This is a genomic window from Solibacillus kalamii (genome assembly GCF_002174535.1).
GTDB classification, from domain to species: Bacteria; Bacillota; Bacilli; order Bacillales_A; family Planococcaceae; genus Solibacillus; species Solibacillus silvestris.
Map to the genome: position 1 here is coordinate 30,570 of NZ_NHNT01000016.1, position 24,901 is coordinate 55,470.

The window sequence follows — 24,901 nt, forward strand, 5'->3', positions numbered from 1 at the left end:
ACTCCACCGAATCCTTATAGAAGCGCTTCTGTACATGTGAAAACCTGTAGGAATTAAATAATGCGGGTTTTTCACCCAGAATAAAAATTCAAAGAAAAAACCAACCCCGCGCAGCTTTCGCTTTGTGGAATTGGTTTTGAAGTGAATTTCTATATTCTAATCTACAACAGTACTAAATTTTTGAGTTCGATCATTTTCATTCATTACCCAGTTAATATTTCCATATCTATCCATAGTAATCATATAAACTTTTTGTCCTTTTCTGAAGACATTAGTGTTTCCGTTAGCAACCAATGTTATCTCTGAACTTGTATCAGCAGCCGTTGTAATTAATTTTTTACCATATAAATTAATTGTAACTGCTGAAGGTTGTCTACCGAATCTAACAACATTTAAAATATCTGTTTCTGTAGGTGCGTATGTCACTCCATCATTTACAACAACATAATATACTTCTTTAACGTCAGAAGCACTCAATTGTGGAGTAATAATAATTTGTTTAGAGTTATTAGGGTCAGCCATTCTCTCACCTAATAATGCGTTAGACATAATATTTACCTTGTTTGAAGGGTAAATATACTTACCAAGTTTAGAAATATCAAATGTAAAGTGATCAACATAGTCATAAGCATTACTTAAATTATCTTTTAATGTTACTGTAATCGATTTATCAGCATTAACAGCATCACGTGGTTTAATTACCAACTTAGATTCATCAGTAGTTTTACTACCAACAGAGTAGCCATCAAAGTCAAATTGGCCTGTAATATCTATACCCGCATCATTCGTAATTTTCATTATTGATGATAAATCTAAGGTATTCGTAATTTTAATTTGTGACTTATTATAGTTGGTTAAGTTTGTATCATCCTGACGCAAAATTGTTTCGTTAAATGTTATTTCAAACTTAGAATCTGGTGTTCTGTAAATTATGGCATCAGTTGTAATCGATGCATATGGATTATCCCGACTAGTTTTCACATATGGTTTTATTCCATCCATATAAAGTGTCGCTTTCATCTGAGGACCTTTAGGCTCGTCTTCTTCAATCGTTGGAGCTGAACTTTTTTCTAAAATCGTAAAGTTACCAATTGTGTCTCTAGCTCCAATGTAGAATCCATATTCCTCATGGGCCTCTAATCCCAATTCAGAAGGTCTAGGGATTTTTTCGACCAATCCCTTTCCTTCAGAACCACCAATATCCTTTGCTCCTAAAGATTTAAACTTATCGTATAGATTAGATGCATTGGACGATGTATTTAATACTGTCGTAATATCTTTTAAATTCCCTGTTGTATCAAAATAAGCAGTATTCAATTCATATACTTCTCTGCCGTTCTCTGTTTTCCTAATGTATTTCTTAACAGGTAGTACATAAAAGTTGGCTTTTTCATCTACTGAAGCTGTAAATTTAATTTGTGTATCGCTGCCTTCAACATTTTTAATAGATGCACCTGTAACTAACGGTGGTTTCACATCATCAATTAAACTTCTTTCCATAATTTCGGAAAGCTGTCCAGAACGATCTTTTAACACCATATAGATTTTATAGCTTTTAAAAGGATCCCTTGGAGGTGTTCCCGGTTTTGATACATCGAACTTAAATGTTCCTAACGGCGCCGGGTTTTGGCCATTCCCAATATAGGCATTTTGAGTTCCAAGTGGTGTTGTTAGTTGGAATTTACCTGTAACAACTTTCGAGTCATTTGAAAATTCATCTACAAAATCACGATTCGTTATATCTTTGAAATCAAAATCATCCGGTAAAATCATGTAGTAGTAAGTACCTGCTTTTTTGGTCTCTACTTCTACCTCATATTTATCTGGACCAGTAATAACATTTTTAATCGATATTACTGGTTTTATCGAATCTGAATGATTGTACTGTGCATAGTTGCGGGGTTCAACACCGACCGCTACTGTTTCTTTATTTTCAAATTCATTTTCGGCTAAGTCTTTTACTCCTTTTAAAACGGTAGCCACAATTGTATCTCCATTTACTAGAGAGCTTACTGCAGGAATCGTTAATCGAATACGCTTATTCGAATATTGTACTTCTACTGGCTTCATTTCTTTATGACCAGAAATATTGACGATCCCTGTTCCCGATAATAGGTAATTATCTGGGTTCTCCGCCGTTGCTTTATCCAACTCTTCACTAACCGTAATGTAGAAATAGCCTTTATTTTTGTCTGCCAACTCCAATATTGGTGGATCCAGTACATACGGATAAGTCGTATCAGGCCCCTCCGTCTTAATCACAATCTTCGGCGCGGGATTGCGCATTTTATTACCCGATTTGTCGACCATCACCGCATAAATTTCATACTCTGTATTTGGCTTAATTTCGCCGATTGCCGGGGTTGCGCCATATTTTGTTTCGGTAATGACGATATCTTCAGGTTTTGTAATTGTCCCTTTTCCTGTGTAGCGCTTCATAATTTCATCGACAGTTGGGTCCGGCATCGTAACGGGCGATTTCTCGCGAATATAGTAGTAGTATTCGCCTGGCTCGGTAATGCCCTTAATGACAAATTGCACGCGCTTTCCACCGTACATCTTTTCGCCTTTATCCAAGCTGAACGTCGGTGGTCGGTTATCAATTGTCGAGAACTCCTGCTCTTCCTTCTCCGAAACATTGTCCGCATCATCAATAACAATCGCATAAATAACATAGTCCGTCATCGTTTCCAGGCCGGATACCGTAAATTTCACAGGCTCGTCCATTACGAGTGGGCCATTGCCATTATATTTTGTACCGCCTGTTTTAATCTCGCTGATCGATGGCGCTTTTTCATTGGCCTTTTTAATGACATAGTAGTACGTTCCATCTTCATCGGCTGTTAATGTCACATCGGCTGTCGATCCGCCTGCTGCAACATCCAGTTGTGTAATGGATGGGGACGTTACATCTGTAATAATCGTATTTTCCACAGGGTCACGATCAACCGCTTTTCCGTTTTCATCCTCTACATAACCAATGTTCGGGTCATCTGTTTTATAATCATCAAACACATCATTTACCGTTTTGTTGTTTGGGATAATCGCTTTAGAAATATAGGCATGTGTGCCAAGATTCGTAAAGCCGTTGCTTGATGTAATGTAATAATAATCATATGTGCTATCTGTATTCAGGTACACATTTTTCAACGTGTTTTTATACACGTATTGAATATCATGAACGCCATAAATAGAGACATTATAATCTGTATCGATATACATCGCTTTCGGGCTTGCATACAGCTCCATATTTGCTACATTTCCCTGCACTGTCAGACGGTCGATATCATAGTTGGCCTTTAAAAATGTACGGTCAGCAGTTACAAATAAATGACGAATATCCGCGTTTTCAAAGTCCACGTATTTCTTTACGTTTGCCATACGCTCTGTGTACTTTTGCAGATGCTCGGGTTTTGTCGGGTCCGGCTTGTTTTGTAAATTCTCGTTTTCACTAGGGTTGAGGAAATCTTCATTTTTCGGATCTGTAGGTGTTCCCCAGTCGATAAACGATGCGAAGCTTCCTAAACTTGCAATACGTACATTTTCCAATGCGCCAAGCGAGCGTCGTGGTGCTTCCGCTACTTCCACACGTCCTGTAAAATTGACATTTTTGAAGCGTAAATAACTGCCTTGAATGACAAGTTCCCCTGCAAAAGAAGAATAGCCCCCATCAAGCGCCAGTAAACGTGAGGAAGTTCCGCTTGCATTGATTGTCAGCTTCGAAATATTTTGAAGGGTCTTTCCTGAATAGCTTCCTTCAATGTAAGCACCTTTTAATACATTTTGATTTCCCGCATTAATAATACTGCGTAAATGGGATGCCACCGTGTACGCGACACCGTTTATGTATATTTGATTCCCTACAATATCCCCGACTGTGTAGACAGGATTGCCACGGTCCGCTTTTTCTGCACGCCAAATAAATGTCGCCATCTGTCCGCGTGTTACAGTATTGAACGGATCAAATGAAACAGGCGTTTTCCCTTTTGTTACATTCAGATCGTAAAGTGTCTGTATAAAATACGCATTGGCATTTTTATTTGAAACGTCCTTGAAACCGTGGTTAAGTTTTGTTGAAATACCAAACTTGAAGCCGAGTGTTAAAATTTTCGCCATTTGACCACGTGTTATCGGCTCTTTCGGTTTAAAGGTTTTATCTGAATAGCCATTAATGACACCAGCCTCTGCCAATGCGGCGATATAACGGTAATTTGGATTATTTACCGTCACGTCTTTAAAGCCCGGATTTTTTGGATTTGTTATATTTACATCAATCGTCAATGCCAGCATTTTTGCGGCATCTTCACGAGTAATCGCTGTATTTGGTTTAAATGTGCCGTTTGAATAGCCTGTTGCAATCTTACGGTTGGCTAAATCGATAATCGGCTCATAATAATCTGCATTTGGATTTAAATCACTGAATGAATAGGCGTTTGCCTGATGGGGCATTGCCACTAGCACACCGCTTGTCGCCAAAACCGTTGCGACCGCTGCCTTCGAGAGTTTTTGTGCTTTTTTCGAGTCCATGTTAGAAAATCCCTCCCTTTTGAAATGTCGTAACATGTTCAATCTAGTAAAAACTTCTACTCTTTATATCGGCTAACGGTGTGCAAAACTGTATGAAATTTATGGAGTTTTTCATTTTAATTCTGGATTTCCATATTTGGACAAAAAAAGGAACGACCCTGCTCCGACTCAAATGTCTAAAGCAAAATCGTTCTTATAAATAAATAGCCAACCATCCATACTTTACCCTAGCTAAAAACTTTCTAATCTTTAATAGGGTTTCTATACTAGTTAATATTCACTAAACTTATATTTTATTCCTCATTAGGGCTATTTTTTAAAAAAAAGAATAGAGAACAATCTATCCAAGTTTGTTTTTTCTATATTTCTGCACAATTTGCTTATTTTCGCACTATAATTTTCAGAGTATTTAAAATATAATGGATAATAGAGAATGAGAAAATAAGGGGACTCTTTTTCTTATATTTATATTTTATTGAAAGTGTTAGCGTCATCTGCTCTTGTATAAGCTCTTAATTTGGTGTTGGTTCTACTTTTCATTCAGAACTTTCCACTTTGACACCAATGCTTTCTACTTTCACTTAATTTGATTCAACTTTTACGCCAAAAGGTTCTACTTTCCGGCAAAGGGTTTCTACTTTCCACACTTAACATTCAATATTTCTTACAAAAACAACTGTTCAACACATAAGGGGGATGGGTATGACTATTTTAAATGGGTTAAAAGTTTTGGATTTTTGTTCGCTATTACCGGGACCGCTTGCGTCAATGATGTTTGCGGATCTTGGGGCAGATGTTATTCATGTGGAATCAGAGCGCCGTGTTGATTTAATGCGGATTATGCCGCCGTATGATGAAGATAAGGAATCTTACTTCCATCAGCATTTAAACCGCTCAAAAAAATCTTTGCAGCTCAATTTAAAGTCTGCGGAGAGCATTGAAATTATTAAAAAGCTTATCCAAGATTATGACATTGTCATTGAAGGGTTCCGCCCGGGTGTGATGAAGCGTCTTGGAATTGACTATGAAACATTGCGCGAATTCAATCCGCGCCTTATTTACTGTGCGATTACAGGCTATGGACAAACCGGGCCATATGCAACACGGCCAGGCCATGATAATAACTACTTATCAATTGGCGGAGTGCTCAATCATTCCCGTTTAAAGGATAAAAAACCTGTTGCAATGGGAATTCAAATCGCGGATATTGCCGGCGGGACAATGCATGCTGCTGTCGGAATTTTAGCGGCTGCTTTTCACCGTGAAAAAACAGGCGAAGGGAAATTTATTGATGTCTCGATGACCGATGCGGTGTTTTCTATGAATGCTTTATATGGCACACAATATCTCGGAAGCGGCCGTCCGCCTCAGCCAGAAGAGGAAATTTTAAACGGCGGAACATTTTATGATTACTACCGTACGAAAGACGGGCGCTATTTTTCAGTCGGCAGCCTGGAGCCTCAGTTCCGTAAACTGCTATGTGAAGCGCTTGGCATCCCGGAACTGATCGACAGCACATTTAATGACTCCTACTATACACAGCAACGCTTTAAGGAAGCGGTGACCGATGCGTTTTGCTCGAAAACATTTGATCAGTGGCTAGAAATTTTCAATGAAGACTTCCACGGATGTGTGGAGCCCGTTCTTACATTTGACGAAGCTTGCGAACACCCGCAAATAAAAGAACGGAATATGCTTGTAGATGTTCAGAAACCGGATGGATCCTCGCAACGCCAAATTGGAACTGCCTTGAAAATAAGCGGGGTTGAGCCGACTTATAAACATGTCGGGGCAAAAATGGGTGAACATACCGAGGAAATTTTAGCTGCATATGGCTATAGTAAAGAACAAATCGAGCAACTAACAAAAGCAGGGGTATTACAGTAAAATAAAAAGGTGAGGCATGCATCGGCATTGCTTCACCTTTTCTTTTTTAACATAGAGCTACACGGCGCTCAATAAACAGGCGCAAATCTTGGAAATGATGCGGTATAATCAAATATTTCTTATAGACCGCTAATAGTTTCTCCACTAAAAGATCTTCTTCTGCCCAAAACAGTATTTTCAACAAATTGCAAATATGCTGTGATGTCATTTCAGCAATACGATAATCAGCGCTGTCTTTTTTTAAATATTGCTGTTGCCAAATAATGATCGATTCCCTGATATTTTGTGGCGAACCATCAACGAATAGAGCAATATCGCGTTGAACAGTCGCTTCGATCATATGCAGCATCGTTTCCGTTTCATCGGCATGCAGCAGCTGAAATACCGCTGTACATGACGCAAGCTCATTATTTTTCAACAGCTCCATCCCAAGCCCAAACTGCTCCTCTTTTACAACACTATTAATCAGTTCATAAAAGACATGCTCCAAGTAGTTTTCCCGGTAATCTTTCACAAGTGTATCAGGCTGCGGGTTCATGCTGCTCAACACGTCAGCGTATTCAACGACAAGTTCAATCGCATGATTATTAATCCGCTCTTCTTCAATTAAATACATACCCTGCAGTAAAATACTCCGATAATCTCTTTTATAAACCGCCTCCTGAAATAACATATAGCCAAGCAGTGTTTGCTCTTTCATATTTAATGCAAACTTTCCGGTCGACCAATTTTCCAGTAATACGTGAATGCATTTTCGAAGCTTCAGCATATGGCGTCGTCCACTCGTAAAATGCGTTCGGACATTTAATAGATGCAGCTGCTTTACTTCATCAGATTTCGGATTTTCATAATCAATCTTTTGTACGAGCTTATGAATGATAGTTGCAATTCGGTTTGCTGTGAATTGTCCCGCAAGCAATGTTTTAAAATGTCTCATTAATTCAACGGGTCTTGTAATGTTCCTTAAGGGTACTTGTAAAAACAGTGAATAAATCTTCTTCGCCCCAATTATTTTCCAGTACTTTTCATTTACAAAATAAATTGGTTGCACAAAAAATTGACTGTTCACTTTGTACACATAAATTTTCTCAAGTCCTGTTTGTTGATGAGATACAGAACCAGGTTTTGTATAAATAAATTCAATCAGCTGGTCAAATGCCACTTCCCCTTGTGTATGTAAAAATGAAAATAACGCTTTTCTGTTTTGCTGCTCGGCAAAATACTGCTTCATTTTTTCATTCACTGTATTCGTCTCGTGAACTGAATCATTACTATATAATTCTAGTTTACCCCAATATTTTTTGATTAACTGAAAGCAAAACTTCTCTGCACGCTCCTGCTCCAACAAAAATTCATTACTTTGTACAGGTGCACCCCAAATTGCAGTTTGTTTTACAAATAGAAAATCTTCCTCCAAAGCTTGCTCTAGCTTTTTTCCTGTTTGTCTGTCCGTCCGTTGAAAGAGCTGCTCATCAAATGAAAGCAACAACAAAGATCCCTCCATATATTCCACCTTATTTCTATACAAAAATATACCAAAAAATAATTGTGTATGTAACGTTTTAATTTTTTTACTTTTCTTGCACAAAAAAAGCATATCGTTTCATTTGTTCCAATTCGTATGAAATATTGCTTAGAACATACAAACTGATAAATAGAAAACGATATGCCTCTTCACTATTCATTATGCATAATAGAGGTCACGATAATTTTTGATGGATTGGCTTGCACTGGTTTACTTTTCGTTGCACGGTCATAAAAAATGAAAAGCATCTTTCCTGCCAAATCTTTCTGATCAACGCGCTTTCCTGCCAAATCCACTATTTCCGTTTTTTCATTAACATGGAGTTTAAGCTTCAGCTGATCACAGTAAAGCACTCGGTCAAATGCACCGACACATACCTCGCCCTCTTTATCAAACTGATCAAAAATAATGAGCAATGGTGTCGTATGTGGCGGGGAAACCATCGGCAACGGATTTCTGGAATCAATAAAGGCAATAATTTTCGCCTTAACCGGAATGGCAGATGTCCCAATTTGGTACCCGTCCTTTGTCATTAAAGGCGTTTTTGATGTAATTTGAAATATGACTTTCTTATTGCCGTCTTTTTCACTTATTGCTTCAATAATACCAATACCGGACTGAACGCTAATCGAGATGACAAGAGCTTCTATCTTCTTGATCAATGGCTGCATCGCTTCATCCCCTCTACTTTTCTAGTAATTTCCTAATTCCCGAAAAATAAAGAACAAAAACTTATCTAATTAACTATGATTTTACTGCTTTTTACGACTAATCAACGAAATTCAGTCATACTGGCGCTTAATGGTTTTAAACAGTCGCGCTTTTTTCAGAAGTGTTTTCGGCATTTGAACTGTAGCCGTCACAACACCCGGGTGTCTACCTATTTCAATTCCACCGGTAATGGTTGCACGGTTTCTCACTTCTTCCACTGTCAGTTCAAATAATTTTGCCGCTCGTTCGAGTGCGTTTTCTGTAGCCACGTTTAAGTTAGCTCCTGTACCTACTATCGACAACGGGAAACTTTCTTCAACTTGCTTCACACCGAATTCTTCAGCCAACTCACGTGCAATGCGTTTTTCTTCTTTCGTAAAAGGTTTTGCGGTATAAGGCAAATCCTCTACATTCGGCAGCAGAATTGGACCGTCCAAATTTACTTTTTTCAATACACTCACCTGAAGCTGTACGATACCCGAGACATCTGTCGTATGTCCGGCAATTTCTCCATCACCCTGCATTGCATGCATATCTCCTACGTATACACCGCCACCAGGAACTTTTACAGGACAAATGACAACAGCCCCTTCACGTACACGATTAATATCCATATGTCCATCTGTACGGTGAATATTCAGCTCGTCTTCGGTCATCGTAAATTCATGTGGTGCTCCGATTAAAAATGTTCCGAAATCACCGGCATTATGAGAATCCGGCATTGCTTTTGATGGCGTTGTTCCAAGCTGTCCAACAAACGGACGCATTCTTGCAAGCACTCCGATTAAATCACTCGGAGCGAATGAAGTAATTGGATTTTGAACGGAATTTTCCGGAGTTCGCATATAGTTTTTGCTGTCTTGAGCAATCCGGCGTGCAGCCTCTTTTCCGACCGTTAATCCGACATCCCCTTTTGAATTAAATGTCATCGTATAGCCGTTTGAAATTTTAAATGGTGTTGTATCCGTCCCGCATGTCATACATTTTACCGATTCCTGACCGATACCCTGGACAATTGTCGGCGGATGGAGCTTCCCGCAACCCGGGCATTTCACTTTCACAAAAGGATCTCCGATAAAACGTTCATTCTGAGCTTCGTCTGTTCCTGAAGAAGTCGCAATCGATGTCACTTGAATCGACTTAATCTGAATAACAATTGCATCTCCGACTTCCGCACCTTCCACATAGACCGGCTTCGTTACTTCATGTCCTCCGCGAATCGTCGGTGTAATCATTGGGCCCCAACAGCCAGGAGCTGTATTGGCAATAATCGTCCCCCCATCTTTTAATGGTCCCAACATCGGCGCATTCGGATTTAATACACCATCTGTAAATTCATTGACGAATATTGTTTCAGCAGCCTGAATGACTGGTTTTTCCCGGTATACCGATTCTCCTGTTATTTCTCCATTCACTGATGTTAGTTCATTTACCATCGGAATCCCTCTTTCCTTTTAATTTTAAGTAAATTCAGTAAATTTTGAAGCTATCTACATTATACAATTTTTTACACTATAAGTTTGGTTTGCCTTTATATAAAAGCAAAACTTTTCTCTATCTTATATAATGTGAACAACTAGCACATTATGCAAAAGTGGAACGGGAGGAGAAAATTTTATGGATCAGAAGAAGACGGAAATCCTTTGGCGTGAGGAAAAGTATAATGTGATGTTTCACAGCCAAAATTACTATAATAAGATTCGACAGACGATGAAAAACAAGGCCGCTTATGAAGAAGTTTCAGCGCTGATCGAACAGGCATTAAACTTAACGCCAACAGAGGGCAGCATGCGCAATGCTTGCCAACATATGTGGGGCTATTTTAAAAAGGTTGCAACCGAAGAAGAGAAAAAACAGTACGAGCAATTGATACAGACAACAAATTTCAGTGACCTATTAACCTTTTTAAGAAGGTTGGCAGAGAAATATGAAATAACGTATTTACTGCAAAGCCGCATTTTGGAGCATTAAAAGACGGAGAATAATGAGGATAAAAAATCCCCTTAAAGATTTTTTAAGGGGATTAACAATTAATATTTATAAGACTGTCCACCGTCGATTGGAATAACCGCTGCGTTGATGAAGTCCGCTTCGTTTGATAAGAGGAATGCCACTAAATAACCGACTTCTTCCGGCTTACCAAAACGTCTCATCGGATTCGGCTTTACAAACTCCTTGCCGACTTCCTCCCAGTTATCGCCACCCATTTGGCGCAGTGATCCTTCTACCATTGGCGTCATGATCGCACCTGGGGCAATTGCTTTAATCGAAATTCCGTATTGGCCGTATTCAATCGCCGAGTTACGCGTTAACCCGACAACGCCATGCTTACTTGCCGCATAGCCTGACTGGTTTCCCACACCCCGGATTCCGCCAACCGAAGCCGTATTAACAATCGAGCCGTATCCTTGCTCCTTCATTACTTTCAGCACATATTTCATACCATAGAAAACACCGTTTAAATTGACGGATATGACTTTATGAAATTCCTCAATTCCGTAATCACCAGTTAAATTTTGCTTTCCTTCAATTCCTGCATTGTTAAAGAAACCATCAATTTTGCCGAACTTCTCAACCGTTTGATTGACAAAATTTTCGACTTCGCTTTCTGTAGCTACGTTTGCTGTCACTAACAATGTTTCAACATTTGGTGCCACTTCCAGCACTTTCTTCTTCGTTTCATCCAGTCCAGCCTGGTTTAAATCAACGAGTACAAGCTTTGCGCCTTCCTTTGCAATCTGCAATGTGGCAGCTTGTCCTAATCCCGAACCTGCACCGGTAACAATTATAACTTTTCCTTCAAAACGATTCATGAGTTGTCCTCCTTTATTATGAAAAGCTCACCATCAGCATACAGTATTTTCTGTTTGAGTAAAATTTATAGCCCCCAAAAAATTTAATATTCTGCAAACTTTTATATTATTTGAAAAAAGTATTTACAATATAGGATATATCATCAAAAAAGTGAGGCATGGACCCGATTTAGATTCGGATCCATGCCTACTAAAAAAATCAGAAAAGCTCAAAAAGCCCGGCTGTTCGTTTATTGAATTCATCTAAGTTGATAGCAGCATCTACTGCTTCACGTACTTTCCTTTCTTGTTCTGCGTATTTTGCTGCAAAATGTTTTGCACCTGCCATCGTTGCTTTGTACTTTTCTACGATTGCTTCAATATTCTTTTCTTCTACTTCTGTCGGATGACAATGCTGAGCAATATCGAAAATTTCATCACCAGGACGATTTCCATCAGGAAAATACACGTGCGGCTCCGTACTGTCAAAAATACAGAATTTCAATTCGGGGATAATGACCATATCAATCGAATTGGAATCCAGTCCGCACCAAACGAGTTGTACATCAAAGCCTCTGCTTATCGCTTCATTGGCTAATTTCTTCATCATCGAAGATTTCCCTGTTCCGGGATACCCTTTAATAAACAATCTCTTTTCAAGGTTTTGCGTAATGCTTTGTACTGTGTCTTGCGCTCCTGTTGGGGTTAATGTTCCGAGTAAGCGATGAGTAAGCTGGCCGGATTTCTGCCGATTCGTTTCGCCAAACAGACCGTTCGTCAACTCCGCAAACTGCTGATCCAACCCGCTCCATTCCATTTGCTTTCTCGTTTGCACTTCCCAGTCATCATGAATGTGAATAGCATCTGCAAGCTTGGCAAAGCATTGGTCATAATAGGCTTGTTTCGATTCGTTTACCGAAGACAAATTTCCATACAATGAAATGTATTGTTCATCCAAACAGTCATTCAGGGAAATGACATGATCCCGTATCCCCGGCAGTACCGGTTCTATTGACGGGTTTGTCGCTTGAACAATTAAAATCTGATGAGGGGCTTGAATATAAACAGCCTCGACCGTATTTTCAAATATAGGATCATGGAAAAGCTCAATGTGGGCGCCTTTTTCACAGTAATGAGAGCCAATTTTCTGCAGTAACTCCGAAACTTTGAAACCGTGCGCTCCCTTTAATAAATACACAGCTTTTGCTTCATCCATCAACTCTTTATAAATATTTTTAATGCCCTGCCCTGTCATTGCCTGGCCGAAGAAATGTTTTATCGTGCTAATAATGTCATCCTTCCATAACCTTGTTAACCTTATTTTTATGTTAACCGGCAAGAAAAGTTGCCATTTGCATTTTTATACATTCTATTTTCTGTTTATGCCTTAGCAGACCCGAAAAACAGTTTACGGACTTGGATAATAACTAACGGCACCAAAGATAATCCGTAAATCATTAAATATTGGTTACTCGTCAAATTAGCAACCTCAAATAAACCGTTGATCAGTACAAAGTTCAGTATTGTAAACCCAAGTAAAAAGGCAATCCAAACTGCCAAATTTGAGAAAATTCCTATTTTAAAAATGGATTCTTCCGATCGGCAATTAAATCCATGCAGCAACCTTGATAAACATAATGTTGCAAACGCCATCGTTGTTGCGACTGCTGTATCGCCTGTCGATAAGCCCACTTGGAAGGCGATAATTGTGACTGCTGCAATAATCAGGCCTTCAAAACCTACTTGGGATACGAATTTTTTATTTAGGAGTGACTCATTTATGTGACGCGGTTTTTCCTTCATCAATTTCTTATTATGCGGTTCCAAACCAATCGCAATTGCTGGAAGACTATCCGTTAATAAGTTGATAAACAGCAGATGAATCGGCAGAAACGGAGCCGGCAAAGCGAAAAGCGTCGCATATAAAACAACGAAAATCGCCCCTGCATTCCCGGACAAAAGAAATTTAATTGCGTTTTTAATATTGGCATAAATACTTCGTCCATTGGAGATCGATTTGACGATTGTTAAAAAGTTATCGTCGGTTAAAATCATTGCTGACGCATCTTTAGCCACTTCTGTTCCTGTTTTCCCCATTGCCACACCAATTTCAGCCTGTTTTAACGCCGGGGCATCATTTACCCCATCCCCCGTCATTGCGACAACATGTCCCTTTTCTTGCCAAGCTTTTACAATACGGATTTTGTGCTCTGGAGATACACGAGCATAGACAGAGAAGCTTTCCACCTTATTTTTCAATTCCCGATCCGAAAGCTTTTCAATTTCCTTTCCTTCAATTGCTTCATCAGGACTTTTTAATATACCGAGCTGTTTCGCGATCGCAATTGCTGTAATTTTATGGTCCCCTGTAATCATGACAGGTTTAATTCCCGCTTCAATACAATCTGCAACTGCCTGTGCCGATTCATCGCGCGGAGGATCCATCATCGCGATTAGACCGACAAATGTTAAGCCTTGCTCGTCCTTTTCACTTATATGAGAAGAAAAGACATCTTTATACGTAATGGCAATTACGCGTAACCCGGCATTCGAAAATGCGGTATTCGCCTGATTAATCTTTTCTAGCTGCTCGTTTGTAATAATCGTACTGCTGCTTGAATCGACGCGACTAATACGGGGAAGAAGCTCGTCCACTGCCCCTTTAGTAATCATGACATTACGGTTCCCCATACGGTGAACAGTACTCATTAATTTTCGAGTAGAATCGAAAGGAATCTCTCCTACACGCGGATGAAGCCCGCGTATCAGTTGCTCACTCATTTCAAATTCATGTCCTAACTTTACAAGCGCAAGTTCTGTTGGATCTCCTATTGTTTTATCCCTTAGCATCATAGAATCATTGCAAAGAATCGCGAAATCGAGCAGTTTTTTATGATTCGGATTGGCCGGCTCCAGCTCGCTAGATGAGAAAAACTGCTCCCCCGTATAAATTTCCTGAACAGTCATCTTGTTTTGTGTCAGCGTCCCTGTTTTGTCTGTACAAATAATCGAAACACTTCCCAAACTTTCTACTGCCGGCAATTTGCGGATAATCGCATTTTCTTTTGCCATATTTTGAGTCCCTACTGCCAAAACAATCGTCACAATCGAACTTAACGCTTCAGGGATTGCCGCAACTGCCAATGAAACTGCAAACATAAAGGAATCAATCATCTCGCGCCCGCGAATAATATCCAGTGCGAAGATAATAATACAAATAAAGATAATTCCAATCGCAAGACGTTTCCCGAATTTATCAAGATTAACTTGCAAAGGGGTTTTTTTCTCTTTCGCATTATCGATCAGCTTAGCAATTTTTCCGATTTCTGTATTCATTCCGATCGAAGTAACAGCTACCGCTCCACGTCCATTTGTTACAAAGCTGCCGGAGTACACCATGTTTTTTCTGTCTCCCAGTGCAAGCTCTGTTTCATGAATAGTATTGGCTACTTTATCGACTGCCAAAGATTCGCCTGTTAACGAACTTTCATTTATTTGCAAACTGTAACTTTCAACTACTCGTCCATCTGCACTAATAGAATCGCCCGCTTCCAAAATGAGCAAGTCCCCTACAATTACATTTCTAGATGGGATTTCCAAAATCTCTCCATTGCGTTTTACTTTTGAAACGGGTGCCGACATTTCTTTTAAACTGTTCAATGATTTTTCAGCTCGTGCATGCTGAACGGTTCCCAGAATGGCATTTAATATTATGACGACTAAAATGACAATGGAACTGTCCATATCTCCAAGGAATATCGAAACAATTGCCGCAACAATTAAAATGAGTACTAAAAAATCCTGAAACTGCTCCAAGAAAACTTGAAAAATATTTTTCTGTTTTCCTTCTTTTAGTTCGTTATATCCATACTTTTTCTGTCGGCCACGAACTTCGTAATCATTTAACCCATATTGCGTCACATCTAACTTTTTCATTACCTCTTGTACAGATGCTTGGTAATATTCTGTTACTTTCATTTGAAACCTCCTTTAAGTCATTTGAATGGTGCAAATAACTATTTTGAGCAATCCCATTTAAAATAGAATAACTCTCCCAAAACACTGTATGAGAGTTTCAGTATGAAAATGAAAACTTCACAACAAAAATCTCTTAAAAAATTTTGTTTTATACATAAAAAAGAGGCTGGGACAGAAGTAGAAATTTCATAAACTAAGGAGAAAAACCTTATTAAGAAACGGATATTATATAAAATTGATTGGAATGGAGGGCGAGTGTAGCTGACGGCTACGCCTTTCGCTACAAGCAAAGCTTCCTGCGGGAATAGCGTGACGGAATGGAAATCAATTTTTACGCTCAGCAAAAAAATGCCATTTTTCTCTAAGAGAAAAATGGCATTTTTGGGTTATGTCCCACCCTCTTAAAAGGAGCTTTTTATTTATAAACTAAATATGCTATTTAAATGATTCTCTTCTAGCTTTGGCTGCTTTTCTTTCTTTGATTTGTTCTTCTAGTTCGGCAATGGCTGTTCTGCGACGCGCATTTTTCTCTTCAATATTTTCCAGTTCATCAGGAAGTGCAAACTCTTTACTAATTTCAGCCTCGTGTATATTTTCTTTTGTATTGTTAATCATTTTCCCTAAACTTATTGCATTTTCCGAACCTTTGTTAAACACTTCATGTCTGTTGTTTTTCATCACTATTCCTCCTTTTCGATGATAAATTTAGTTTGTTTTCCTTCACTTTATTTATTCCAACATAATTTTTCTTTATTTCGTCACAGATGTCATATTTTTGTTATACAAATACAATAAAATAATAATAAATAATGCAAAAAACACCTTCAAAGCCTTGATACAAAAGGTTTTTCCGTATAATTTTCTACTTTACATCTTATTTACATCTTTATTAAAATGACATTTTGCTAATAATTATGCGCTATAGTATGGATAAGTTCAAAACAAGTAGTTAGCCTTCATCATGATTCCACCTTTGCAGAAAATCACAGCTGCTAGCATGAGCGAACGCATAACTATACATAATTAATTTGAACAAATTTGACTAACACCTCTTTGCCGATTACGTCACAGCGTAATTGTATCCAAACGTTGGATATCCACCCGAGGTTTTAACTTCATTTAGCGAGTGTTTATAACACACACTTGAAACAATATAGACACTTCCTCCAGCCATCTTGCAACCTTTCATAGAGGTGGGAAGATGCTACTAAAAGAAGTTAAACACAAAAAAGCTCCAGCTATTTCCCAATAGTAGCTGGAGCTTTTGATATTTTATTCTTTTTTACCATAGCGTTTGGGTGCCTGCATAATAGCATCCCACACGCCGCTAAATGGCGGTGCATACGCTAAGTCCAAATCCAGTAGTTCCTCGAAGGTCATTTCATTGTATAGTGCTGTCGCAAATACATCGATGCGTTTATCGACGCCGTGCTTCCCGACAATTTGAAGACCCACAAGTTTGCGGCTATGTTGTTCAACGAGCATTCGTAGCTTCATCGGCTGGACATTCGGATAATAGCTCGCAATATCATTCACTTCCATTACATACGCTTCTACAAGTGCATTTAAACGATCTGCAGCTTCATTATTTAACCCTGTCATGCCGATGTGCAGATCGAAAAACTTCAAGATGGATGTTCCGACAATACCGCGGAACTTCTGATTAAATCCGGCTATGTTCAACCCGGCAATTCGCCCCTGTTTATTTGCCGTCGTCCCAAGCGGTAAATAATCATCCTTTTGGTTTACGCGATTAAAATGAGAGGCACAGTCCCCAGCCGCATACACATTGGGAATCGAAGTCACCATTTGCTCATTGACGATAAGTGCACCATTTTCCAGCTTGGCAAAACCTTGCGCAAACTGTGTATTTGGACGCACTCCTGTTGCGACGATAACGAGGTCTGTAGTATGCACACCACTATTTGTCCGAACAGCCTCCACAAATTCGGTTCCTTCGTAGCCAATCGTATCTTCATTTAATAAAACTTCCACACCGTTTTTGATTGCTTCTTCATATATAAGTTCAGTCAGCTGCGTATCTAAAATCGACATTAAGTTGCTTCCACGTTGAATGAGACGTACATCGAGACCTCGCTCCCGTACTGTTTCGACAACTTCCAGACCAATATATCCCCCACCGATGACCGTTACGTGCTTCACATTCGGTAACTGTTCCATCAGTTCATTCATTTGCGGAATTGTTTTTACTGTATGAATCCCTTTTAAATGGGCATTTTCGATTTTCGGCATTGTCGGTGATGCCCCTGTGGCGATGAGCAGTTTATCGTATATAAATTCGAATGGCTCCTTGCTGTTTACATCAATCCCACACACTTTTTGCAGTTTCGTATCGACTGCAGTCACTTCATGGAAAATGCGGGCATCAATTCCGTATTTCGAACGAAACTCTTCAACATCCCTTGCAATCAATTCTTCTGCATGAGGGACTTTTCCGTTAATTACGTAAGGCAATCCGCATTGTCCATACGAATAGACCTCTCCTTTTTCCAATACGACAACATGGGCGGACTTATTGTTACGCACGATTTCCATAGCCGCACTCATCCCCGCCGCGTCGCCGCCTATAATTATAACTTTCATAGCTGATCCACTCCTTAATACACTTTTTCTCTTTCTTTATAAAATGCCACTGAAAATTATTTCTATTAATAGCATACCATTACTATTGTTTCGTAATCCTATGTATTCCCAAAATATGTTACACTAACTATCAGAAAAATCCCACATCTCAAAGGAGAATCTTTAATGACTAAAACAACGATTGGCATTATCGGCACTGGTGTTGTCGGTGAACGCATTATTAACCAGGCATTGCAAAATGAACATTATGAAATTGCGGCAATTTTCGATACAAATGAAGCACGTACAGCGCAATTGGCAGCTAAATATAATGTACCCACTACTAATGATTTACAAGCGTTATTAAATTTAAAACCTGACTGGGTGTACATCGGCACACCGCCTGTCAGTCACGCAACACTTGCCGCAGAAATTGCAAAGCATGGATTACATATTTTATCGGAAAAACCGCTTGCCCATGATGCAGCAGACGGAGTAACAATGGTACGCATTGCAAATGAAGCAAATGTTCAAACAGCGATGCACTTTCCGTTAATGTACGGAGCAGCAGTCCACCAGCTAAAACAAGAGCTGGCTGCAGGTATGGACAATATTACACGTATTGAACTACATACGTATTTTCCTGAATGGCCTCGTAAATGGCAGCAAAATCCTTGGATTGCTTCACGTGAGCAAGGTGGCTTTATTCGGGAGATTTTCCCGCATTATTTGCAATTAACGCATCATTTATTCGGTGATGTTGAAATTTTGGCGCATGAAACTGCTTACCCTGAAAATGAAGCACTTTGTGAAACTGGCGTATCTGCTTTAGCAAAAACAGCAAGTGGTATTCCAATGGTCATCAACGGTCTTGCAGGTATTGGTCAGGAAGAGCGCATCGACTTTAAAATTTTCGGTACAGAAAAAGTCGTAACACTGCGCAACTGGTCCGAAGTTTACATCAGCAAAGCATATGAACCGGAAGTGAAAATAACATCTGACGAAACTCCTGAAACAATGCTCGATGCATGCCGAAAAGTCCTTTTAGGAGAGGAAGCATTTGTCGTACCATTTGTGGAAGGCCTAAAAGTGCAGCGCTGGATTGATGAGTTGCTGAAATAACAATTGGTATTATGGAGCTGTTTGGAAAGCGGATTATACTTTCCGAACAGTTTTTTATTTCGGATTCTGAAATATTTAAATTGTAAATGCCCCTCTTGTATACTAAAATAATTTTAATATTCTTTTTATTATGTCATTAAAATTAAAAGGGGAATTATTTGTGGACTTTTTACATTATCCGTTTCCAAGTAAGCGGAATACGGTCATCGCCAATCGAGGTATGGTCGCAACATCACAGCCGCTCGCAGCACAGGCAGGACTGGATATTTTAAAAAAAGGCGGCAATGCAGTCGATGCAGCAATCGCAACAGCGGCGGCACTAACTGTCGTTGAGCCTACATCAAACGGAATCGGCGGCGATGCATTTGCGCTCGTCTGGATGAAGGATGAACTTTACGGGTTAAACGCTTCAGGACCTTCTCCTAAGTCAATTTCCAAAAAAGCCTTAACCGAACGCGGACTTGATCAAATTCCGATGCATGGAGTTATTCCTGTTACTGTTCCAGGTGCTCCATCAGCATGGGCGGCCTTGTCAAAGCGGTTCGGGAAGCTGCCACTGAGTGAAGTATTAGCCCCTGCCATCTCGTATGCAGAAGAAGGATATCCGATTTCTGTAACGCTCGGACACTACTGGCAATCGGCCTATAAAAAGTATAAAAAGAATTTAACATCCGAAGAATTCCAGCACTGGTTTGAAACATTTTCAATTGATGGACGGATACCGGAAATCGGTGAAGTGTGGAATTCACCAGCACATGGAGATACGTTGCGCAAAATCGCCAAAACAAATGGGGAGGCTTTCTATAAAGGCGAAATTGCAGACAAAATTGATGCTTTTATGAAAAAGCATAACGGCTTTCTTACAAAGGACGATTTGGAAAGCTATGAACCGGAGTGGGTAAATCCGATAAAAGTGCATTACAAAGGCTATGATGTATGGGAAATCCCGCCGAATGGCCAGGGCATTGTTGCACAAATGGCGCTGAATATTTATCAGCATGCCGAATCGAAGTGGCATGATGCCGAGACACTACATAATCAAATCGAAGCGATGAAGCTTGCGTATACGGACGGTAAAGCATTTATCACAGAAACAATTGATATGCCGATAAATGTCGAAACACTATTATCTAAAACTTACGGAGAATCACGCTTTGCCGAAATAAGCAATACAGCACTCGAGCCGAAACCATTCGATATTCCAAAAGGCGGTACGGTGTATTTGGCAACAGCCGACGCAGAGGGGAATATGGTATCGTACATCCAAAGTAACTATATGGGCTTCGGTTCAGGCGTGGTCATTCCGGAAACGGGTGTAGCACTTCAAAACCGCGGCTATGACTTTTCATTGGATGAAGAACATCCGAACTTCTTAAAGCCTGGAAAACGAACATTCAATACAATTATTCCAGGATTCTTGACGAAGGATAATGAAGCGGTGGGACCGTTTGGTGTAATGGGGGGGTATATGCAGCCTCAAGGGCATTTCCAGGTCATTACATCCACAGTCGATTTCGCACTCAACCCGCAAGCAGCACTCGATATGCCGAGATGGCAATGGATCGGTGAAAAGCGCGTCGAAGTCGAGCCGCACTTCCCTAATTATTTAGTGCAGGCATTGCAGCGGAAAGGCCACGACATTCGAGTTGCAGTCGACGGCGGCAGTTTTGGACGCGGCCAAATAATTTGGCGGGATCAGAAAACAGGCGTGTTATACGGTGGAACAGAGCCACGAACAGATGGCGCAATTGCCGCTTGGTAATATAGTTTATTACAACAAAACAGGAGTATCCCGTTGAAGTAATTTTGCGGGATACTCCTGTTTATATTTATATTTTCATTTTTGGACTACCATAAGTTATGATTAAACTGCGGAAAATCAGTGGCAACACAAGGTTGCGCCCTCACGCACCTATAACTATCTTTACTTTACCGATACACTTCATCAATACTGAAAACAAGGAAGGGGATGACTCACATGATTTTTAGTGAACGATTAAAAAAAGAGCGAGAAAAAAGAGGTTGGTCACAAGCGGATCTTGCCGAAAAAATTCATGTTAGTCGCCAATCCGTTTCTAAATGGGAAACTGGGAAGAACTATCCGAGTATTGAAGTAATCATTGATTTGAGTGATTTGTTTGGCATCACTATCGATGAAATGTTGAGGAGTGACGGAGAATTGAAAGAAAAAGTAATTCGAGATAGTAAGAATTTGGCGTATCCAAAATGGAAAGCGTTCTTTGATAGCGTGTTTTTATTAGGGGCATTTTTATTGGTTGCAAAACTGATTATTATGGGCTTAAATCATTTTGCTGGTATGGATGTTATCATTCCTGAAGGCTTACCAAAAATCCTATCAAACTTCTTGCCGTTAGCTTTAATGGTAATTGGCGGGATCGTTGCAGACCAGTTAAAAACAAAATATATTGAATAAAAAAAGGTAGCGCATTCGCTACCTTTTTTATACCGATTATTCAGCTTCTGTTTCACTAGAATCAGCAGATAATTCCTCTTTGCAAAATGCCAGAATCATCGCCTCTTCCTCTTCTTCCAATGCGAAATCCAAAAACTCATTATTTGCTTTATCAGTAATAAAATAGTTCACGATGCGTACGTTTGCGTCAATTACACCAACGATTACGCGAATCTCTAATCCTGCAGCGGAATACAGTTCATCTTCCTCATCCACTTCTACATCTAATAAAAACTCATAACGCTTACCTTCAATAATCTTTGTCGGATCTAAAATTTCTTCTATTGAAAATTGCGTAATATTCATATTCATGCTCCTTCCGGGAAATGCTTCTATTTTATCATAAACGAAAATTGCCCCGCGTCAAATAACAATCATTATTTACACCGTGACAGCAACGTTTTCATATGACAAACTAGAAATTAAGGAGTGATGGACTTTGAAAAATCTATTTTATTACAAAGATGCAATGATGAAGGAATTTACGGCACAGGTTGTGAAAACAGGCAAAGATGACACGGGAAACTTCATCGTATTAGACAATACGGCCTTTTATCCTACAGGTGGCGGACAACCTCATGATACCGGCTGGATTAATGATGTGGAAATTACCGATGTTCAGAAAATTAATGAGGAAATTCGTCATTATACGGCAGCCAATGTGTCGAATATTTCCGGGGAAATATCCGGGAAACTTCATTGGTCGCGCCGATTCGACCATATGCAACAACATGCGGGGCAACATATTTTAACAGCGGCCTTTGTGGAACTGTTCGATATGGCGACAGTGAGCTTCCACTTAGGAACAGAGCTTGTCACAATCGATTTAAATGTTGGTGAAGTATCAGAAGATCAGCTGGCAGCAGTGGAAAAACGGGCTAACGAAATTATTCTGGAAAACCGACCTATTGAAACAAAATGGGTAACAAAAGACGAATTAGCGCAATATAACTTGCGGAAAGATGTAAAAGTCGACGAAGATATCCGATTAGTCATTATTCCTGATTACGACTACAATGGCTGTGGCGGCACACACCCTACTTCTACCGGACAAGTAGGCTTATTGAAGATATTAACTACCGAGAAGATGAAGAAGCAGATTCGTGTACATTTCGTATGTGGTAATCGCGTATTACAGCAGCTGGCAATGCGTAAACAGGTATTAAGCGATGTGGCACGTCAGTTGAGTGCACCGGAAGAAGAAGCAGCTGATGCATTGCGCAAATTTACGAAATCAGCAAAACAAACAGAGAAAAGTTTAACTGATGCGCAGGATACCCTCCTTGAATTCGAAGCAAAAGAACTGGCAAAAGAAACCGTTGCAGTCGCGACTTTCGAAAACCGTTCGATCCAAAGCCTGCAGAAGCTTGCACGTTTTATTACACAGCAAAATGGTGAGGCAATTGCCCTGCTCGTTGCCAATAATGAAGACAAGCTACAATTTGTTGCGGCACGCGGCAGTGAGCAATCGAAATCGATGAAAGATATTTCTGCAGCTGCTTTACCGCTTATTAATGGTAAAGGCGGCGGCAATGATGCGCTTGTACAAGGTGGCGGTGAGAAGGCTATAACTGCAGAAGCACTGATTAAGGCAATGAAGGAAGCAGTTCAATAAAGTGAAACTTCAATCCGCGGGGGTTTTCCTCCACGGATTGTTAGTTGAACCAATCGGGCTTTTACGGGTAGTAGATCTCCCGCATATCCCTTTGCCCTGCCTAAATATGAAGGCTGGATCTTACTACCCGTTAATGCGGGATAAAACGAAAGGAGAAGCGGTGGAGGGTACCCTCTTCATCCGCTTCTCCTTTTTTATTCTGCACGCAGTCCATTCATCCCACGACGAACGTTTGTTATATCGGTATAACCGAGCTTTACGAGTTCCTTGCACGCTTTATTACTGCGTGCACCGCTTTGACAAATGACAACAATTGGCCGATCTTTCGGCAAATCCCCTAAATATGTTCCAAGCGGACGATTAATAAACTGAGGAATATGGGCCTCTTTATATTCTTTTTCCGTCCGGACATCCACAAATACATATTTCTCATCGTCCAGTAAAGGCTGCAGTTCTTTTGCCGTCATATATTTCACGCCTTTTTTCGGCATAAAACGCACGATCATTACAATGATTCCCACCATTGCAAGTAGTGTAATAATCCCTTCCATTTGCATACTCCTAAAATCTGTTTTCACTTATTTTACGATAATCTGCATAAGCTTACGAATATTTTGCGCTTTGAGAACGCGAATGCCGTCCTTTATTGAAGGTCTGGAAATATATTAGAACTTTTTACAGTTTATTAGAACAATAGAATACTTTATTTGAACAGTTCACCTCATTATTAGAAAAACGAGCGCCTGTTTTAGAACTTCTTGTTCATTTATTAGAACATTTACATTATATTAGAACTTATTCGACTTTATTAGAAAACCTGCAGCATATATTAGAAAACTACTAATTAGTCTTTCCTTTTCAACTCAACCACGTAAATTTCAGGCAGATTAAAGATTCGGTAAGGAAACAGGCTGTTCCCCAACCCCCTATTTACTATCATTTCCGTTTCCTGCTGCTCATAAATACCTGCAGTGTATTTTGGCATGAAACCTTGAGTTGGCGCAAAAAGTCCGCCGATAAATGGCAGGCGAATTTGACCACCATGTGCATGCCCTGTTAACACTAGGTCAATGTCCTTTTCAACATATGTTTCAAACAGCTCAGGACGGTGTGACAATAGCACTTTAAATGCATCTGGATTCATATTGTACAGTGCTTCATCGATCGACTGTCCCACTTTTTTTCCCATTAACGGGTCCTCAATACCCGCAATGACAATGTGCTCTCCGTTGCGCTCCAACTGTACCGCATCATTCGGTAGCACATGGACACCCAGCTCATTTAAAGCCGCATAAATTTCATCTGTTAAATTCAATGCAACTTCGTGGTTGCCCAGAACATAGTAAACATCCGCAATATCGACTAACTGACGCACAGCCTGCAAGCTGTTTTCCAAGTCATAGCGGCGACTATCAACTAAATCGCCCGTTATGAAAATAGCATCCGGTTTGGTAGCCCGCACTTTTTTCACTAATCGCGATTGATTTTCCCCAAATGTCGCATCATGCAGATCGGTTACTTGGGCAATCCGGTAGCCATCAAAGCTCTCCGGAATTTTCTCCGATTCATGTACATAATCGGTTGTGACAAGCCAATTATTATTTATATATAAAAATAGATAGACAACACCTATAAAAATGATTAATTTCAATAACTTTTTCAATTTATTCGCTCAATTCATTGTGAGT

The 24,901-nt window shown here is 39.8% G+C and carries 18 protein-coding genes; 6 read left to right on the top strand and 12 right to left on the bottom strand.

Features of this window, described 5'->3' with window-relative positions:
• Positions 1 to 156: 156 nt before the first annotated feature.
• On the bottom strand, positions 157 to 4,527 hold the full coding sequence (locus CBM15_RS17715; protein WP_158100212.1) for an S-layer homology domain-containing protein: 4,371 nt from the start codon (positions 4,525 to 4,527) through the stop codon (positions 157 to 159).
• Between the two features lie 702 nt (positions 4,528 to 5,229).
• On the opposite strand from CBM15_RS17715, the gene CBM15_RS17720 reads away from it, so the two are divergent.
• Positions 5,230 to 6,414, top strand: coding sequence for a CaiB/BaiF CoA transferase family protein (locus CBM15_RS17720; RefSeq protein WP_008407495.1), 1,185 nt, complete (start codon positions 5,230 to 5,232; stop codon positions 6,412 to 6,414).
• A 46-nt stretch (positions 6,415 to 6,460) separates the two neighbouring features.
• Here CBM15_RS17720 and CBM15_RS17725 read toward each other — a convergent pair whose 3' ends face one another.
• The 3 genes from CBM15_RS17725 to CBM15_RS17735 all read right to left on the bottom strand — a co-directional run bounded on the left by CBM15_RS17725 (position 6,461) and on the right by CBM15_RS17735 (position 10,017).
• A complete protein-coding gene (locus tag CBM15_RS17725; RefSeq protein WP_239534896.1) occupies positions 6,461 to 7,903 on the bottom strand; it encodes a Fe-S-cluster redox enzyme in 1,443 nt (480 codons plus the stop codon).
• Positions 7,904 to 8,091: 188 nt separating this feature from the next.
• Entirely contained in the window at positions 8,092 to 8,610 is a 519-nt protein-coding gene (locus tag CBM15_RS17730) for a hypothetical protein (RefSeq protein ID WP_087618502.1), read from the bottom strand.
• Between the two features lie 111 nt (positions 8,611 to 8,721).
• Positions 8,722 to 10,017, bottom strand: a complete 1,296-nt coding sequence (locus CBM15_RS17735) for an acetamidase/formamidase family protein (RefSeq protein ID WP_420820155.1) — start codon at positions 10,015 to 10,017, stop codon at positions 8,722 to 8,724.
• A gap of 250 nt (positions 10,018 to 10,267) precedes the next feature.
• On the opposite strand from CBM15_RS17735, the gene CBM15_RS17740 reads away from it, so the two are divergent.
• Complete coding sequence (locus CBM15_RS17740) at positions 10,268 to 10,621, top strand: YbgA family protein (protein WP_087618504.1); 354 nt, start codon at positions 10,268 to 10,270, stop codon at positions 10,619 to 10,621.
• Positions 10,622 to 10,680: 59 nt separating this feature from the next.
• On the opposite strand, the gene CBM15_RS17745 is transcribed toward CBM15_RS17740, so the two are convergent.
• The 5 genes from CBM15_RS17745 to CBM15_RS17765 form a co-directional block, all read right to left on the bottom strand.
• The gene (locus CBM15_RS17745; protein WP_087618505.1) at positions 10,681 to 11,463 is read right to left on the bottom strand and encodes an SDR family oxidoreductase; all 783 of its coding nucleotides are present in this window, start codon (positions 11,461 to 11,463) and stop codon (positions 10,681 to 10,683) included.
• A gap of 199 nt (positions 11,464 to 11,662) precedes the next feature.
• Complete coding sequence (locus tag CBM15_RS17750) at positions 11,663 to 12,781, bottom strand: nucleotide kinase (RefSeq protein WP_239534897.1); 1,119 nt, start codon at positions 12,779 to 12,781, stop codon at positions 11,663 to 11,665.
• A gap of 41 nt (positions 12,782 to 12,822) precedes the next feature.
• Positions 12,823 to 15,420 (bottom strand): cation-translocating P-type ATPase, encoded by a 2,598-nt coding sequence (locus tag CBM15_RS17755; protein WP_087618506.1) that lies wholly within the window; start codon positions 15,418 to 15,420, stop codon positions 12,823 to 12,825.
• A gap of 435 nt (positions 15,421 to 15,855) precedes the next feature.
• Positions 15,856 to 16,098: a small acid-soluble spore protein Tlp gene (locus CBM15_RS17760; protein WP_008407481.1), complete on the bottom strand. Its 243-nt coding sequence runs from the start codon at positions 16,096 to 16,098 to the stop codon at positions 15,856 to 15,858.
• Positions 16,099 to 16,692: 594 nt separating this feature from the next.
• Positions 16,693 to 18,024 (bottom strand): FAD-dependent oxidoreductase, encoded by a 1,332-nt coding sequence (locus tag CBM15_RS17765; protein ID WP_087618507.1) that lies wholly within the window; start codon positions 18,022 to 18,024, stop codon positions 16,693 to 16,695.
• A gap of 165 nt (positions 18,025 to 18,189) precedes the next feature.
• Between CBM15_RS17765 and CBM15_RS17770 the strand changes: the two genes are divergently transcribed.
• From CBM15_RS17770 to CBM15_RS17780, 3 genes are all read left to right on the top strand, one after another.
• Positions 18,190 to 19,125: a Gfo/Idh/MocA family protein gene (locus tag CBM15_RS17770; protein ID WP_087618508.1), complete on the top strand. Its 936-nt coding sequence runs from the start codon at positions 18,190 to 18,192 to the stop codon at positions 19,123 to 19,125.
• A 160-nt stretch (positions 19,126 to 19,285) separates the two neighbouring features.
• Positions 19,286 to 20,887 carry a gamma-glutamyltransferase family protein gene (locus CBM15_RS17775; RefSeq protein WP_087618509.1) on the top strand — a complete coding sequence of 534 codons (1,602 nt, stop codon included), beginning with the start codon at positions 19,286 to 19,288 and terminating at the stop codon, positions 20,885 to 20,887.
• 216 nt (positions 20,888 to 21,103) lie between these two features.
• Complete coding sequence (locus CBM15_RS17780; RefSeq protein ID WP_087618510.1) at positions 21,104 to 21,559, top strand: helix-turn-helix domain-containing protein; 456 nt, start codon at positions 21,104 to 21,106, stop codon at positions 21,557 to 21,559.
• A gap of 36 nt (positions 21,560 to 21,595) precedes the next feature.
• Here the strand turns inward: CBM15_RS17780 and CBM15_RS17785 are convergent, their stop codons facing one another.
• On the bottom strand, positions 21,596 to 21,904 hold the full coding sequence (locus CBM15_RS17785; RefSeq protein ID WP_087618511.1) for a DUF6509 family protein: 309 nt from the start codon (positions 21,902 to 21,904) through the stop codon (positions 21,596 to 21,598).
• A gap of 133 nt (positions 21,905 to 22,037) precedes the next feature.
• Here CBM15_RS17785 and CBM15_RS17790 point away from each other — a divergent pair, with 133 nt between their 5' ends.
• Positions 22,038 to 23,213: an alanyl-tRNA editing protein gene (locus CBM15_RS17790; RefSeq protein WP_087618512.1), complete on the top strand. Its 1,176-nt coding sequence runs from the start codon at positions 22,038 to 22,040 to the stop codon at positions 23,211 to 23,213.
• Between the two features lie 194 nt (positions 23,214 to 23,407).
• On the opposite strand, the gene CBM15_RS17795 is transcribed toward CBM15_RS17790, so the two are convergent.
• A complete protein-coding gene (locus tag CBM15_RS17795) occupies positions 23,408 to 23,764 on the bottom strand; it encodes a rhodanese-like domain-containing protein (protein WP_087618513.1) in 357 nt (118 codons plus the stop codon).
• Between the two features lie 293 nt (positions 23,765 to 24,057).
• Positions 24,058 to 24,876, bottom strand: a complete 819-nt coding sequence (locus CBM15_RS17800) for a metallophosphoesterase (protein WP_087618514.1) — start codon at positions 24,874 to 24,876, stop codon at positions 24,058 to 24,060.
• Positions 24,877 to 24,901: the final 25 nt, after the last annotated feature.